Here is a 15,273-nt window from a genome sequence, read left to right as displayed (position 1 = left end):
CGATAACCAAACAATGCCTGCACTGCGTTGCACAGTGCAGGCATGGAAAACTTAGTGGTTCTTTGTAATGAACGCACGAATCCGTTGAGCCGCCTCAACACATTCTGCCAACGGCGCAACCAACGCCATGCGCACACGCCCGGCGCCGGGATTGACGCCATCGACATCCCGCGACAAGTAAGAGCCCGGCACGACGGTCACGTGTTCCTGTTCGAACAGATCGCGACAGAAGGCGGCATCATCTCCCGCCACACTCGGCCACAGATAAAAACCACCATCCGGACGTTGCACATCCATCACCGGACCGAGAATTTCAAGCACCGCGTCATACTTCTCGCGATACAGCGCGCGGTTGGCGCGCACGTGCGCTTCGTCGTTCCAGGCAGCAACGCTGGCCAGTTGAGTCTGAACCGGCATCGCGCAGCCGTGGTAGGTGCGATAGAGCAGGAAGCCTTTGAGAATATCGGCATCGCCGGCCACGAATCCTGAACGCAAACCCGGCAGGTTGGAGCGCTTGGACAAGCTGTGGAACACCACGCAGCGCTTGAAATCCTTGCGACCCAGTTCCACGCATGCACTGAGCAGGCCCGGTGGCGGGGTTTGTTCGTCGAAGTACAGTTCGCTGTAGCACTCGTCCGCGGCAATCACGAAATCGTATTCGTCGGCCAGGGCGATCAGTTTTTTCAGGGTGTCGACCGGAATCAATGCGCCGGTCGGGTTGCCCGGCGAGCACAGGAACAGGATCTGGCAGCGTTTCCAGATGTCCGGCGAAACAGCATCGAAATCCGGATTGAAGCCGTTTTCATCCAGGCATGGCAGGTAATGCGGCTTGGCGCCGGCGAGGAACGCCGCGCCTTCGTAGATCTGGTAGAACGGGTTCGGGCTGACAACCAGGGCATCGTCGCCACGGTTGACCACAGTCTGGGTAAAGGCGAACAGCGCTTCGCGGGTGCCGTTAACCGGCAATACATTGCGCGCCGGGTCGATCCAGCCGTTCGGCACGCCGAAACGACGCTCGCACCAGGCGGCAATGGCTTCACGCAGCTCCGGGATGCCGAGAGTGGTCGGGTACACGGCCATCTTTTCCAGATTGCTGGCCAGGGCCTCGGCGACAAAACTTGGCGAACGGTGTTTCGGCTCGCCGATGGACAGGGCGATAGGACGCTTGTCCGGGTTGGGCGTGACGCTGCCGAGCAGGGCGCGAAGTTTCTCGAACGGGTAGGGCTGGAGCTGGGACAGAGCGTTGTTCATCGGTCAATCTCGTTCGGTGTTGGAACTCTTTGTATGAGCGAGCTTGCTCGCGAAGGTCGTCAACGGTAACGCGTGCTTGTCTGGGAAACGCGTTGTATTGGAGTCCATCGCGAGCAAGCTCGCTCCTACAAGGGGCGGGCCATAGTTAATTCAGATACTGATGCGCGACAGTTTGATATCGGGTTCCTGATTGACGCTCAACTGCTCGACGATTGCGTCTTGTAACCGGCTGCACAGCAGCGGGTCGGAGAGCGGCTGATTGTTCGCGTCGGTGATGAAGAACACGTCTTCCACGCGCTCGCCCAGGGTGGCGATCTTGGCGTTCTGCAGCGACAGGTCGAACTCCAGGAAGATCGTGCCGATGCGGGCCAGCAGGCCGGGGCGGTCGGGTGCGGTCAGTTCCAGTACGGTCACCGGACGCTGGGCATCGTTGTGGATCGTCACCTGCGGTGCAAAGGCAAAATGTTTGAGCTGGCGCGGTACCCGGCGCTGGATGATCGTCGGGTAGTCGTCCGGGTTGCGCAGGGCTTCGGTCAGGCCGTCGCGGATCTGTTTGACCCGCGCAGGGTTGTCGCCGATCGAGTCGCCATCGGTGTCGAGCACGATATAGGTGTCGAGGGTGAACTGGCTGCTGGACGTGATGACCCGGGCGTCATGGATGTTCAGGTTGAGCTGGTCCATCGCGGCCACGGTCACGGCGAAGAAATCGTGCTGGTCCGGTGCGTAGATGAAGATCTGCGTGCCGCCCTCGAATTCCCGTTGCGTGGTTTCCTTGATCAGCACCAGCGGCCCGCCGTCGGACGGTTGCTGGAGAATCGCGTCAGTGTGCCAGGCAACGTCGCCGGCGGTGTGACGCAGGAAATAGTCATCGCCCAATTGCGCCCACAACTGCTCGACATCGTCCGGATCGTTGCCGCCGCGCACCAGGATGTCCAGGGCTGCACTTTGGGTCTGGCGGATTTGCTCTTCGCGGTCCACCGGGTTTTCCAGGCCGCGACGCAGTGCGCGTTTGGTCTCGGTGTAGAGCTGACGCAGCAGGCTGGCGCGCCAGGAATTCCACAGTGTCGGGTTGGTGGCGTTAATGTCGGCGACGGTCAGCACATACAGGTAATCGAGGTGGGTTTCGTCACCGACGATCTGCGCGAAATCATGGATCACCTGCGGGTCGGACAAGTCTTTGCGCTGGGCGGTGGTCGACATCACCAGATGGTTCTGCACCAGCCAGACGATCAGGCGGCTGTCCCACACAGGGAGCTGGTGGCGCTGGCAAAACGCCTCGGCGTCCACTGCACCAATTTCCGAGTGATCGCCATGCCGGCCCTTGCCGATGTCGTGGTACAGGCCAGCCAGGTAGATCAGCTCAGGTTTGGGCAACTTGCCCATGAGCTTGCTGGCCAACGGGAATTTTTCCGACACCTGGGTGTACTGCAACTTACGCAGGTGTTTGATCAGGTTCAGCGTATGGGCGTCGACCGTGTAAATGTGGAACAGGTCATGCTGCATCTGTCCGACGATAAAGCCGAACTCCGGCAGATAACGCCCGAGAATACCGTAGCGGTTCATCCGGCGCAGGTTGCGGTGGATGCCGATCTTGCACTTGAACAGCTCGATGAACAGGCTGGTGTTGCGGATGTCGTTGCGGAAATCGTCGTCGATCAGGTGGCGATTTTCGCGCAGCAGGCGAATGGTGTCGGCACGCACGCCTTTGATTTCCGGCTGCTGGGCCATCAGCACGAAGATTTCCAGCATGGCGAACGGGGTACGGCGGAACACATTGTCGTTACGCGCCTCGATATAGCCGTCGTGCAGTTGGAATCGCGAGTTGATCGGCTGCGGCGGCGCCTCGTCTTCCGGCGCGAGGATGACTTCCTCGAAGTGCTGGATGATCAAATCGCTGAGCTGGGCAATGCTCATCACCACCCGGTAATACTGCTGCATGAAGTTTTCGACAGCCTGCTTGGCGTCGTCGCCTTCGAACCCCAGCAGTTTGGCAATGGCGCGCTGGTGGTCGAACAACAGGCGGTCCTCGGAGCGACCGGCGAGCATGTGCAAGGCGTAGCGCACTTTCCACAGGAACTCCTGCGAAGACGCCAGCAGGGCGTTTTCGCTCTCGACCAGGAAGCCTTCGCCCGCCAGTGCCCGCAGGTTCAGGGTGCCGTACTCGCGACGGGCCACCCAGAGAATCGTCTGGATATCCCGCAGACCGCCAGGCGAGCCTTTGACGTTGGGTTCCAGGTTGTATTCGGTGTCGTTGTATTTGTGGTGACGGGCTTTTTGCTCGGCCCGTTTGGCCAGGAAGAAGTCCTTGCTCGGCCACATGTGCGCGGTGCTGGTGACATCCAGCATGCGCTGGCGCAGATGCTCGGGGCCGGTGATGGTCCGGCTTTCCATCAGGTTGGTTACTACCGTCAGGTCGGCGCGGGCTTCTACGGCGCATTCGTCGACGGAGCGAACGCTCTGACCGACTTCGAGGCCGATGTCCCACAGCAGCGTCAGAAAACGCTCGATGGAATCGCGGAAAACTTCATGATCGGCGCTGTCCAGCAGGATCAGCAGATCAATGTCGGAGTAAGGGTGCAGCTCGCCGCGACCATAGCCGCCGACCGCGACCAGCGCGATGTCGGCGTCTTCACTCCAGTTGAACTGCTCCCAGGCCTTTTGCAGGATGTTATCGACGAACCAGGCGCGATCCTCGATCAGCCGACGAATGTCCCGGCCGCTGCGAAAGCGTGCATCGAGCACCTCGCGGGCCTGGCGGATCGCCTTCTTGAAGGCCGCGATAGGGCTTGCCTTCAGAGCCAGTTCAGCCTGGAACTGGCCGCGGTCGAAGAGTTCGGGATCCACCTGCGGCATCGATTGGCTTTCCTATCTATAAGGCTGGGAACGAGCGGGTCGGATCAGGCCGAAACGCGTGCAATGGTGTCATCGCTACGCAGGGTGAAGATCTCGTAGCCGGTATCGGTCACCAGCAGGGTGTGTTCCCACTGTGCCGACAGCTTGCGGTCCTTGGTGATCGCGGTCCAGCCGTCGCCCAGTACCTTGGTGTCGGCGCGGCCCTGATTGATCATTGGCTCGATGGTGAAGGTCATGCCGGCCTTCAGTTCCATTCCGGTGCCGGCGCGGCCGTAGTGCAGGATCTGCGGTTCTTCGTGGAAGACTTTACCGATACCGTGGCCGCAGAACTCGCGAACCACCGAGAAACCGTTCTTCTCGGCGTGTTTCTGGATCACTTCGCCGATGTCGCCCAGGCGGCAGCCGGGTTTGACCAGTTCGATGGCCTTGTACATGCATTCCTGGGTCACTTGCGACAGGCGCTCGGCCCAGACCGGCACGCTGCCGACGTGGAACATGCGGCTGGTGTCGCCGTGGTAACCGTCCTTGATGACGGTGACGTCGATGTTCAGGGTGTCGCCATCCTTCAGCGCTTTCTCGTTCGGGATCCCGTGGCAGACCACGTGATTGATCGAGGTGCAGATGGACTTCGGGAAGCCCTTGTAGTTGAGCGGGGCAGGGATGGCCTTCTGCTCATTGACGATGTAGTCGTGGCAGATGCGGTCCAGTTCTTCGGTGGTAATGCCCGGTTTGACATGTTCGGCAATCATTTCCAGCACATCGGCGGCCAGTTTGCCGGCGATGCGCATTTTTGCGATGTCCTCGGGGGTTTTGAGGGTGACGGTCATACAGGCTCTCTCTGCGCTCAACGGCGCTTCACAAACGGAATGGGCAATGCGCGATCGAAGTTCGCAGCCCTGAAAAACGCGATTCTACCAGACGATCAGCGCAAATCCGCGCCTCTGTACATCGCTTCTCTCTATAGAATGGTGCATTCTGGGCGGATTCCAAGGGAGGGAGTACGCTGGTCGCCAGGATTTCAGAATCCGGGTTCCGTTTTTCCCTTCCCTGTGGTATAAAATGCGCCGCTTTCCGGGGATGCCCCGAAAAGCCTAAATCCACACACGTGTCGACACGATGACCTGGGTGCCGCAAGCGTAATTGCTGGTGGTTGGTCATTGGGATACGTGGAGGCCAAACCCGACTTATTAAGGAACTATCATGTCCCAAGTCAACATGCGCGATATGCTGAAGGCCGGTGTGCACTTCGGTCACCAGACCCGTTACTGGAACCCGAAAATGGGTAAATACATTTTCGGCGCGCGTAACAAGATCCACATCATCAACCTTGAAAAAACCCTGCCAATGTTCAACGAAGCTCTGACTTTCGTAGAGCGTCTGGCCCAGGGCAAAAACAAGATTCTGTTCGTCGGCACCAAGCGTTCCGCTGGCAAGATCGTTGCTGAAGAAGCAGCACGTTGCGGTTCGCCGTACGTCGATCACCGCTGGTTGGGCGGCATGCTGACCAACTTCAAAACCATCCGTGCTTCCATCAAGCGTCTGCGTGACCTTGAAGTGCAAGCCGAAGACGGTACTTTCGCCAAGCTGACCAAGAAAGAAGCGCTGATGCGCTCCCGTGACCTGGAAAAGCTGGATCGTTCCCTGGGTGGTATCAAGGACATGGGCGGTCTGCCAGACGCTCTGTTCGTTATCGACGTTGATCACGAGCGCATCGCGATCACCGAAGCCAACAAGCTGGGCATCCCGGTTATCGGCGTAGTCGATACCAACAGCAGCCCGGAAGGCGTTGACTACATCATCCCAGGCAACGATGACGCAATCCGCGCTATCCAGCTGTACATGGGTTCGATGGCTGACGCTGTTATCCGTGGTCGCAACAACACTGCTGGCGGCACCGAAGTTTTCGTTGAAGAAGCTCCGGCAGCTGCAGCTGAGTAATTGACGCCCTGGCGTTGACTCAGTAAGCAAAAAGGGGGCTTGGCCCCCTTTTTGCCACCTCGAAAACCAATTGTTGGCGCCCACTTGTGGCGGCGCACCCTGTGCATCTGTAACGTGCAGCAGTTAACAAGGGTGGTTCGGGAAGAATTGAACGCCCGTTCGATCGGGTGGAATGGTTGATAACCTATCCAAGAGGAATTTTGAAATGGCAGAGATTACTGCAGCGTTGGTCAAAGAACTGCGCGAGCGTACTGGCGAAGGAATGATGGACTGCAAAAAGGCCTTGACCAAGGCTGGCGGCGACATCGAAAAAGCCATTGATGACATGCGTGCTTCGGGCGCCATCAAGGCTGCCAAGAAAGCTGGCAACGTTGCCGCTGAAGGCGCTATCGCCATCAAGGCCGACGACAAGGCAGCCGTGCTGCTGGAAGTCAACTCGCAGACCGACTTCCTGGCCCTGCAAGACGACTTCAAAAACTTCGTTGCTGCCAGCGTAGAAAAAGCCTTCGCTGAAAAACTGACCGACGCAGCTCCGCTGATCGCCGCTCAGGAATCGGCTCGTGAAGCCCTGGTGGCCAAAGTTGGCGAAAACGTCAATATCCGTCGCCTGGTTCGCGTTGAAGGTGACGTGGTCGGTACTTACCTGCACGGTAACAAGATCGGTGTTGCTGTTGTTCTCAAGGGCGGCGATGTTCAGCTGGCCAAAGAGATCGCCATGCACGTGGCGGCAAGCAACCCTGAGTTCCTGCTGCCATCGCAGGTTTCGCCAGAAGCCATCGAGCGTGAGAAAGCCGTATTCCTGTCTCTGAACGAAGACAAGATGAAAGGCAAGCCAGCTGAAATCGTCGAGAAGATGATCGCTGGCCGTATCACCAAGTTCCTGGCTGAAGCCAGCCTGGTTGAGCAAGCTTTCGTCATGAACCCGGAAGTCACCGTTGGTGCTCTGGCCAAGAAAGCCGGCGCTGAAATCGTTTCCTTCACCTACTTCAAAGTAGGCGAAGGCATCGAGAAGCCAGTTGACAACTTCGCTGAAGAAGTTGCCGCACAGCTGGCTGCCGCCAAGCAATAAGACGGTTTTTTAACTGTCGCCCTGAAGAGGCTGCCCGCTCACGCGCGCAGCCTCTTTTCAGATGGGTTACCAATTTTTAATTGGTTTCCATTTGGAACTGGCTTACAAAGCCATGTTCCGATGGCGCTGAAGCAGCGCCAAGCTAGAGTGAACGCCAGCTGAAAACAGCTCGCAAAGAATTTTTAAAATACGCCGCAGGAGAGATTCGCAATGGCTCAGCAGGGCAGTGGTTATCAGGCTCGCTATAAACGCATTCTACTCAAACTTAGCGGCGAGGCCCTGATGGGCTCGGAAGAGTTCGGGATCGATCCGAAGGTTCTGGATCGCATGGCACTGGAAGTCGGCCAGCTGGTTGGCATCGGTGTTCAGGTCGGTCTGGTGATCGGCGGTGGTAACCTGTTCCGCGGTGCAGCGCTGAGCGCGGCCGGTATGGATCGGGTAACGGGTGACCACATGGGCATGCTGGCCACTGTGATGAACGCCCTGGCCATGCGCGATGCGCTCGAACGTGCCAATATCTCCGCCATCGTGATGTCGGCCATTTCCATGGTGGGTGTGACCGATCATTACGATCGCCGCAAAGCCATGCGCCACCTGAACGCCAAGGAAGTCGTGATTTTCGCGGCCGGTACTGGTAACCCGTTCTTCACTACGGACTCGGCTGCCTGCCTGCGTGCGATCGAAATCGATGCCGATGTCGTGCTCAAGGCAACCAAGGTCGATGGCGTTTACACCGCTGACCCATTCAAAGACCCGCATGCCGAGAAGTTCGATCATCTGACCTACGATGAAGTGCTGGATCGCAAGCTGGGTGTTATGGATCTGACGGCCATTTGCCTGTGCCGCGACCACAAGATGCCGCTGCGCGTATTTAACATGAACAAGCCCGGCGCCCTGCTGAACATCGTGCACGGCGGCGCTGAAGGGACCCTGATCGAGGAAGGCCAACAATGATCAACGAAATCAAGAAAGACGCTCAAGAGCGCATGAAGAAGTCCGTGGAATCGCTGACGCACAACTTCGGCCGTATTCGTACCGGCCAGGCGCACCCAAGCATTCTGGAGGGCGTGATGGTGCCGTACTACGGTTCCGACACCCCGATCAAGCAGGTGGCGAACATCACCGTTAAAGACGCCCGTACCCTGCAAGTCGTCGCTTTCGAGCGCAACATGCTGGGTGCCGTCGATAAAGCCATCGGTAGCGCCGGTCTGAACCTGAATCCGACCAACCTGGGTGAACTGCTGCTGATCTCCATGCCGGCCCTGACTGAAGAAACCCGCAAGGGCTTTACCAAGCAGGCTCGCGATGTTGCTGAAGACGCTCGTGTAGCGGTGCGCAACATCCGTCGTGACGCCAACAGCTCGTTGAAGGATCTGGTCAAGGAAAAGGAAATCAGCGAAGACGAAGAGCGTCGCGCCACTGGCGAGATTGACGATCTGACCAAAAAGTACGTCGCTGAAATCGATGCGAATTTGGCGCAGAAAGAAAAAGACCTGATGGCCGTATAAGGGTCGCGTTTTCATGGAAAAGACCAAGCAGATCGCGCCGTCCGCGGTGCCGCGCCATGTCGCGATCATCATGGATGGTAATAATCGCTGGGCGAAAAAACGCTTTATGCCGGGTGTCGCCGGGCATAAAGCGGGCGTCGATGCGGTTCGTGCGGTCATCGAGGTGTGTGCTGAGTCGGGGGTCGAAGTACTGACCCTGTTCGCGTTCTCCAGCGAAAACTGGCAGCGCCCGGCCGATGAGGTCAGTGCCTTGATGGACCTGTTCTTCAAGGCGTTGCGTCGCGAAGCCAAGCGCCTGAATGACAACAACATCAGTTTGCGCATCATTGGCGACCGTTCACGCTTTCATCCTGAGCTTCAGGCTGCCATGCGTGAAGCCGAGGCCATGACGGCCGGCTCCAATCGCTTCATCCTGCAGATCGCCGCCAATTACGGCGGTCAGTGGGATATCGCGCAAGCCGCTCAGCGCTTGGCGCGGGAAGTTCAGGCGGGTCATTTGCGTCCGGAAGACATCACACCGGATTTGCTGCAAACCTGCCTGGCCACCGGCGACCTGCCGTTGCCGGATTTGTGCATCCGTACCGGTGGCGAGCACCGCATCAGCAACTTCCTGCTGTGGCAACTGGCTTATGCCGAATTGTACTTCTCCGACCTGTTCTGGCCGGACTTCAAACACGACGCCATGCGAAACGCGCTGGCCGATTTCGCATCTCGCCAGCGTCGCTTCGGTAAAACGAGCGAGCAGGTCGAGGCTGGAGCCCGGGTTTAATGCTTAAACAACGAATCATCACTGCGCTGATCCTGCTGCCGATTGCCCTGTGCGGGTTTTTCCTGCTCGAGGGGATCGGTTTTGCGTTGTTCATCGGGTTGGTCGTGACGCTCGGTGCGTGGGAGTGGGCGCGTCTGGCGGGCTTCGATGCCCAGCCAATGCGCATTGCCTATGCCGCTGTCGTGGCGTTGATGCTGTTGATCATGCATATCCTTCCCGGCCTTGCGCCTTGGGTGCTGGGGGCTTCGGTCATCTGGTGGGGGATTGCGACCTATCTGGTGCTGACGTATCCACGCTCCAGCGAGCATTGGGCCAGTGCGGCCTGCAAGCTGGTGATTGGCCTGCTGATTTTGTTGCCGGCCTGGCAAGGCCTGGTAGAGATCAAGAAATATCCGCTGGGTAACTGGCTGATCATGGCGGTGATGGTGCTGGTCTGGGGCGCCGATATCGGTGCGTACTTTTCCGGTCGGGCCTTCGGCAAGCGCAAGCTGGCGCCGCTGGTCAGTCCCGGCAAGAGCTGGGAAGGCGTTTACGGTGGTCTGGCCTTGAGTCTGGTTATCACCGTGCTTGTCGGGTTCTTCCGTGACTGGACGGTTGCCGAGCTGTTCAAGGGTTTGATCTGCGCCGCTGTGATTGTGTTTATCTCGGTCGTGGGCGATCTCACTGAAAGCATGTTCAAGCGCCAGTCCGGGATCAAGGACAGCAGCAATCTGCTGCCGGGTCACGGCGGCGTGCTGGATCGCATCGATAGCCTGACCGCCGCCATCCCGGTATTTGCCGTACTGTTGTGGATGGCTGCACCGTGAGCCGCCCTCAGCAGATTACCGTTCTGGGCGCGACCGGCTCGATTGGTCTGAGCACCCTCGATGTCATCGCTCGTCATCCGGATAGATATCAAGTCTTTGCCTTGAGCGGTTTTACCCGTTTGAGTGAGTTGCTGGCCCTTTGTGTGCGTCACGTTCCACGGTTCGCTGTTGTGCCTGAAGCCGGCGCTGCCCGTGCCTTGCAGGATGAATTGAGCGCCGCAGGGCTTTCGACCCGTGTGCTGGTGGGTGAGGAAGGTCTGTGTCAAGTCGCCGCCGACCCTGAAGTCGATGCAGTGATGGCGGCCATTGTCGGTGCGGCGGGTTTGCGCCCGACCCTGGCGGCCGTGGAGGCGGGCAAGAAGATCCTCTTGGCCAACAAGGAAGCGTTGGTCATGTCCGGCGCACTGTTCATGCAGGCCGTGCGCAAGAGCGGTTCGGTGCTGCTGCCGATCGATAGTGAACACAACGCGATCTTCCAGTGCATGCCACGGGATTTTGCTCGTGGTCTCGGCGCAGTCGGTGTGCGTCGGATTTTGCTCACAGCCTCCGGCGGACCCTTCCGACAGACGCCGATGGCGGAGTTGGCGCATGTTTCGCCTGAGCAGGCCTGTGCTCACCCGAATTGGTCCATGGGGCGCAAGATTTCGGTCGATTCGGCCAGCATGATGAACAAGGGCCTTGAGTTGATTGAGGCTTGCTGGCTGTTTGATGCCAAGCCTTCCCAGGTTGAAGTGGTGATTCACCCACAAAGCGTGATTCATTCGCTGGTTGATTACATCGATGGTTCGGTCCTGGCTCAATTGGGCAATCCGGACATGCGCACGCCAATCGCCAACGCGCTGGCGTGGCCTGAGCGAATTGATTCGGGTGTACCGCCGCTGGACCTGTTCGCCGTCGCGCGTCTGGACTTCCAGGCGCCGGACGAAGAGCGTTTCCCTTGTCTGCGTCTGGCCCGTCAGGCTGCCGAAGCGGGTAACAGCGCGCCAGCGATGTTGAATGCGGCGAATGAGGTCGCTGTGGCGGCGTTTCTCGACGGACGGGTTCGTTACCCGGAAATCGCGAGTATCATCGAGGAAACATTGAATCTTGAGCCTGTGGTAGCAGTGGATGATCTTGAGGCAGTGTTCACGGCGGACGCGAAGGCGCGTGTGCTGGCCGAGCAATGGTTGAGTCGTCACGGGCGGTAAGTGCTGCGATGCGTTGGCCCATGCAGCACCGGATCGGAATGCGGAGAAAGTAGATGAGCGCGCTCTATATGATTGTCGGCACCCTGGTGGCTTTGGGTGTGCTGGTTACCTTCCACGAGTTCGGCCACTTCTGGGTCGCGCGTCGCTGTGGGGTCAAGGTGCTGCGTTTCTCCGTAGGCTTCGGCATGCCGCTGCTGCGCTGGCACGACAAGCAAGGCACCGAGTTTGTCTTGGCCGCCATTCCGCTGGGCGGCTACGTAAAAATGCTCGACGAGCGTGAAGGCGAAGTGCCGGCCGATCAGCTCGAACAATCCTTCAATCGCAAATCCGTTCGTCAGCGCATCGCTATCGTCGCGGCTGGACCGATTGCCAACTTTTTGTTGGCACTGGGTTTTTTCTGGGTGGTGGCCATGCTCGGCAGCGAGCAAGTACGCCCGGTCATCGGCGCAGTAGAGTCCGGTAGCATCGCCGCCAAGGCGGGTTTGAGCGCGGGCCAGGAAGTCATTTCCATCGACGGCGAGCCGACTTCCGGTTGGGCTGCAGTGAATTTGCAGCTGGTGCGTCGCCTTGGGGAGAGTGGTTCCCTGCAGGTCTCGGTCCGCGAGCAGGGCTCCACGATCGATTCGCCACGTGAGCTGGCGCTGGATAAATGGCTCAAGGGTGCTGACGAGCCGGATCCGATTCGTTCGCTGGGGATTCGTCCTTGGCGTCCGGCATTGCCGCCGGTCCTGGCTGAGCTTGATCCGAAAGGTCCGGCGCAGGCTGCCGGCCTGAAGACCGGTGATCGCCTGTTGGCGCTTGATGGCAAGTCGCTGGATGACTGGCAGCAAGTGGTCGATACCGTTCGTATGCATCCTGATACCAAAATCATGCTGCGGGTCGAGCGCGACGGTGCTCAAATCGACGTCCCGGTCATGTTGGCTGCTCGCGGCGAAAAGAAGTCGCCAAGCGGTTATCTGGGGGCGGGAGTAAAGGCGGTCGACTGGCCACCTGAGATGATTCGCGAGGTCAGTTACGGTCCTTTGGCCGCGATTGGAGAGGGGGCTCGACGCACCTGGACCATGAGCGTGCTGACCCTCGATTCACTCAAGAAAATGTTGTTCGGCGAGCTCTCGGTAAAAAACTTGAGTGGACCGATAACCATTGCTAAAGTGGCGGGCGCTTCGGCCCAGTCGGGTGTCGCTGATTTCCTGAATTTCCTTGCTTATCTGAGTATTAGCCTGGGGGTTCTGAATTTGCTGCCCATTCCTGTGCTGGATGGGGGGCATTTGTTGTTTTATCTGATTGAGTGGGCGCGTGGTCGTCCCTTGTCGGATCGGGTGCAGGGTTGGGGGATACAGATCGGTATCAGTTTGGTGGTCGGAGTGATGTTGCTTGCTCTGGTCAACGATCTGGGTCGTCTGTAACACTTCGCTGAATTGCGAATCTGCCGCATTTTGCGGCAGTTTGTTTATTGCCAGTTGGAATAAGAAAGGACTTCATGAAACGTCTGCTGCTAACTGCGGTTCTCACCGTATTGATGATCGCCGAAGTTCACGCCGAGTCCTTCACTATCTCTGATATTCGCGTCAATGGCCTCCAGCGGGTCTCCGCGGGTAGCGTCTTTGGTGCTTTGCCGTTGAACGTCGGCGAACAGGCGGATGATCGTCGCCTGGTGGAATCCACTCGTGCGCTGTTCAAAACCGGGTTCTTTCAAGATATCCAGCTGGGCCGCGACGGCAACGTCCTGGTTATTACAGTAGTCGAGCGTCCGTCGGTTGCCAGTATCGAGATCGAAGGCAACAAGGCGATCTCCACTGAAGACCTGATGAAAGGCCTCAAACAGTCCGGTCTGGCCGAAGGTGAAATCTTCCAGCGCGCCACCCTCGAAGGTGTACGTAACGAGCTGCAGCGCCAGTACGTCGCCCAGGGTCGCTACTCGGCTACCGTCGACACCGAAGTGGTGCCGCAGCCGCGTAACCGCGTTGGCTTGAAGGTCAACATCAACGAAGGCACCGTTGCCGCTATCCAGCACATCAACGTGGTGGGCAACACCGTCTTCCCGGATGAAGACCTGATCGATCTGTTCGAACTCAAGACCACCAACTGGCTGTCGTTCTTCAAGAACGATGACAAGTACGCCCGTGAAAAACTCTCCGGTGACCTGGAGCGTCTGCGTTCCTACTACCTGGATCGTGGCTATATCAACATGGATATCGCTTCGACCCAGGTGTCGATCACGCCGGACAAGAAGCACGTCTATATCACCGTCAACATCAACGAAGGCGACAAGTACACCGTTCGTGATGTGAAGCTGAGCGGCGACCTGAAAGTGCCTGAAGACCAGGTCAAGTCACTGCTCCTCGTGCAAAAAGGCCAGGTGTTCTCGCGCAAGTTGATGACCACCACATCCGAGCTGATCACCCGTCGTCTGGGTAACGAGGGTTATACCTTCGCCAACGTCAACGGCGTGCCACAGCCGCACGATGATGATCACACCGTAGACATCACCTTCGCTGTCGATCCGGGCAAGCGTGCTTACGTGAACCGCATCAACTTCCGTGGCAACACCAAGTCCGAAGACGAAGTGCTGCGTCGTGAAATGCGTCAGATGGAAGGCGGCTGGGCTTCGACCTACCTGATCGACCAATCCAAGACCCGTCTGGAGCGTCTGGGCTTCTTCAAGGAAGTCAACGTTGAAACGCCGGCGGTGCCAGGCGTTGATGACCAGGTCGATGTGAACTACAGCGTAGAAGAGCAAGCCTCCGGTTCGATTACCGCCAGCGTCGGTTTCGCCCAGAGCGCGGGTCTGATCCTCGGTGGTTCGATCACCCAGAACAACTTCCTCGGTACCGGTAACAAGGTCAGCATCGGCTTGACCCGAAGCGAATACCAGAGCCGCTATAACTTCGGTTATGTCGACCCCTACTGGACTGCTGACGGCGTGAGCCTGGGTTACAACGCGTTCTACCGCACCACCGACTACGATGACCTCGACGTCGACGTAGCAAGTTACTCCGTAGACAGTCTGGGTGCGGGCGTTAGCGTTGGTTATCCGATCAGCGAGACTTCGCGTCTGACCTTCGGCCTGACGGCTCAGCAGGACGAGATCAAGACCGGTGTCTACACCGTTGACGAGATCTTCGACTTCGTTGACAAGGAAGGCGACAAGTACCTGAACTTCAAGGCTTCCGCCGGTTGGTCCGAGTCCACCTTGAACAAAGGCGTGCTCGCGACGCGTGGTCATTCCCAGAGCCTCGTGCTGGAAACCACGACGCCGGGCAGCGACCTGTCGTTCTTCAAGCTCGATTACCGTGGCCAGTTGTTCCAGCCGTTGAGCGACAACTACACCATGCGCCTGCATACCGAATTGGGTTACGGCGATGGCTACGGTTCGACCGATGGCTTGCCATTCTATGAAAACTACTATGCTGGTGGTTTCAACTCGGTTCGCGGCTTCAAGGACAGCACCCTGGGTCCTCGCAGTACGCCAAGTACCGGCAAAAACCCTGGCACTGCGGTCGATCCGGACCAGGATCCGCTGCCGTTCGGCGGTAACGTCCTGATCCAGGGTGGTGTGGAAGTTCTGTTCCCACTGCCGTTCGTGAAGGATCAGCGTTCCCTGCGTACCTCGGTATTCTGGGATGTGGGTAACGTGTTCGACTCGTCGTGCTCGGATACCACAAACGCCGATGGCACGAAGTCCAACACCAAGTGCAACGATATCAGCTTGAGCAATATGGCCAGTTCCGTCGGTGTGGGTGTGACCTGGGTCACCGCACTGGGTCCTCTGAGTTTCGCACTGGCCATGCCGGTCAAGAAACCGGATGACGCTGAAACTCAAGTGTTCCAATTCTCCCTCGGCCAGACGTTCTAAGCGTCTGACCCAAGATAACGACAATGGATTTTTAGG

At 58.3% G+C, this 15,273-nt stretch carries 12 protein-coding genes; 9 read left to right on the top strand and 3 right to left on the bottom strand.

From position 1 onward, the window contains the following. Window positions 1-51: 51 nt before the first annotated feature. The 3 genes from dapC to map form a co-directional block, all read right to left on the bottom strand. On the bottom strand, window positions 52-1,251 hold the full coding sequence (gene dapC / locus ACM110_RS13180) for a succinyldiaminopimelate transaminase (protein WP_416128093.1): 1,200 nt from the start codon (window positions 1,249-1,251) through the stop codon (window positions 52-54). 150 nt (window positions 1,252-1,401) lie between these two features. Next, complete coding sequence (locus tag ACM110_RS13175; RefSeq protein ID WP_416128092.1) at window positions 1,402-4,104, bottom strand: [protein-PII] uridylyltransferase; 2,703 nt, start codon at window positions 4,102-4,104, stop codon at window positions 1,402-1,404. Between the two features lie 44 nt (window positions 4,105-4,148). Continuing rightward, on the bottom strand, window positions 4,149-4,931 hold the full coding sequence (gene map / locus ACM110_RS13170; protein ID WP_338585031.1) for a type I methionyl aminopeptidase: 783 nt from the start codon (window positions 4,929-4,931) through the stop codon (window positions 4,149-4,151). A gap of 373 nt (window positions 4,932-5,304) precedes the next feature. On the opposite strand from map, the gene rpsB reads away from it, so the two are divergent. The 9 genes from rpsB to bamA all read left to right on the top strand — a co-directional run bounded on the left by rpsB (window position 5,305) and on the right by bamA (window position 15,237). Continuing rightward, complete coding sequence (gene rpsB, locus ACM110_RS13165; RefSeq protein WP_150704235.1) at window positions 5,305-6,042, top strand: 30S ribosomal protein S2; 738 nt, start codon at window positions 5,305-5,307, stop codon at window positions 6,040-6,042. A gap of 205 nt (window positions 6,043-6,247) precedes the next feature. Then, complete coding sequence (gene tsf, locus ACM110_RS13160; RefSeq protein WP_338585032.1) at window positions 6,248-7,111, top strand: translation elongation factor Ts; 864 nt, start codon at window positions 6,248-6,250, stop codon at window positions 7,109-7,111. A gap of 210 nt (window positions 7,112-7,321) precedes the next feature. Continuing rightward, the gene (gene pyrH, locus ACM110_RS13155) at window positions 7,322-8,065 is read left to right on the top strand and encodes a UMP kinase (RefSeq protein ID WP_003172271.1); all 744 of its coding nucleotides are present in this window, start codon (window positions 7,322-7,324) and stop codon (window positions 8,063-8,065) included. Next, window positions 8,062-8,619, top strand: a complete 558-nt coding sequence (gene frr, locus ACM110_RS13150; protein WP_338585033.1) for a ribosome recycling factor — start codon at window positions 8,062-8,064, stop codon at window positions 8,617-8,619. Before pyrH ends, frr begins: the two co-directional genes overlap by 4 nt. Before the next feature lie 13 nt (window positions 8,620-8,632). Next, entirely contained in the window at window positions 8,633-9,388 is a 756-nt protein-coding gene (uppS, locus tag ACM110_RS13145; RefSeq protein ID WP_338585034.1) for a polyprenyl diphosphate synthase, read from the top strand. Next, window positions 9,388-10,194 carry a phosphatidate cytidylyltransferase gene (locus ACM110_RS13140; RefSeq protein WP_416128091.1) on the top strand — a complete coding sequence of 269 codons (807 nt, stop codon included), beginning with the start codon at window positions 9,388-9,390 and terminating at the stop codon, window positions 10,192-10,194. The genes uppS and ACM110_RS13140 overlap by 1 nt, the downstream gene beginning before the upstream one ends. Then, window positions 10,191-11,381, top strand: coding sequence for a 1-deoxy-D-xylulose-5-phosphate reductoisomerase (ispC, locus tag ACM110_RS13135; RefSeq protein ID WP_416128090.1), 1,191 nt, complete (start codon window positions 10,191-10,193; stop codon window positions 11,379-11,381). The genes ACM110_RS13140 and ispC overlap by 4 nt, the downstream gene beginning before the upstream one ends. Window positions 11,382-11,434: 53 nt before the next feature. Beyond that, complete coding sequence (rseP, locus tag ACM110_RS13130) at window positions 11,435-12,787, top strand: sigma E protease regulator RseP (RefSeq protein ID WP_416128089.1); 1,353 nt, start codon at window positions 11,435-11,437, stop codon at window positions 12,785-12,787. Window positions 12,788-12,861: 74 nt separating this feature from the next. After that, on the top strand, window positions 12,862-15,237 hold the full coding sequence (gene bamA, locus ACM110_RS13125) for an outer membrane protein assembly factor BamA (RefSeq protein ID WP_338585038.1): 2,376 nt from the start codon (window positions 12,862-12,864) through the stop codon (window positions 15,235-15,237). The last annotated feature ends 36 nt before the right edge of the window (window positions 15,238-15,273 follow it).

The sequence above is a fragment of the Pseudomonas sp. NFX98 genome, assembly GCF_047784845.1.
In the GTDB taxonomy this organism is placed as follows: domain Bacteria; phylum Pseudomonadota; class Gammaproteobacteria; order Pseudomonadales; family Pseudomonadaceae; genus Aquipseudomonas.
The sequence above is the reverse complement of the archived record's forward strand: the minus strand, read 5'-3'. Positions and strand labels throughout refer to the sequence as shown.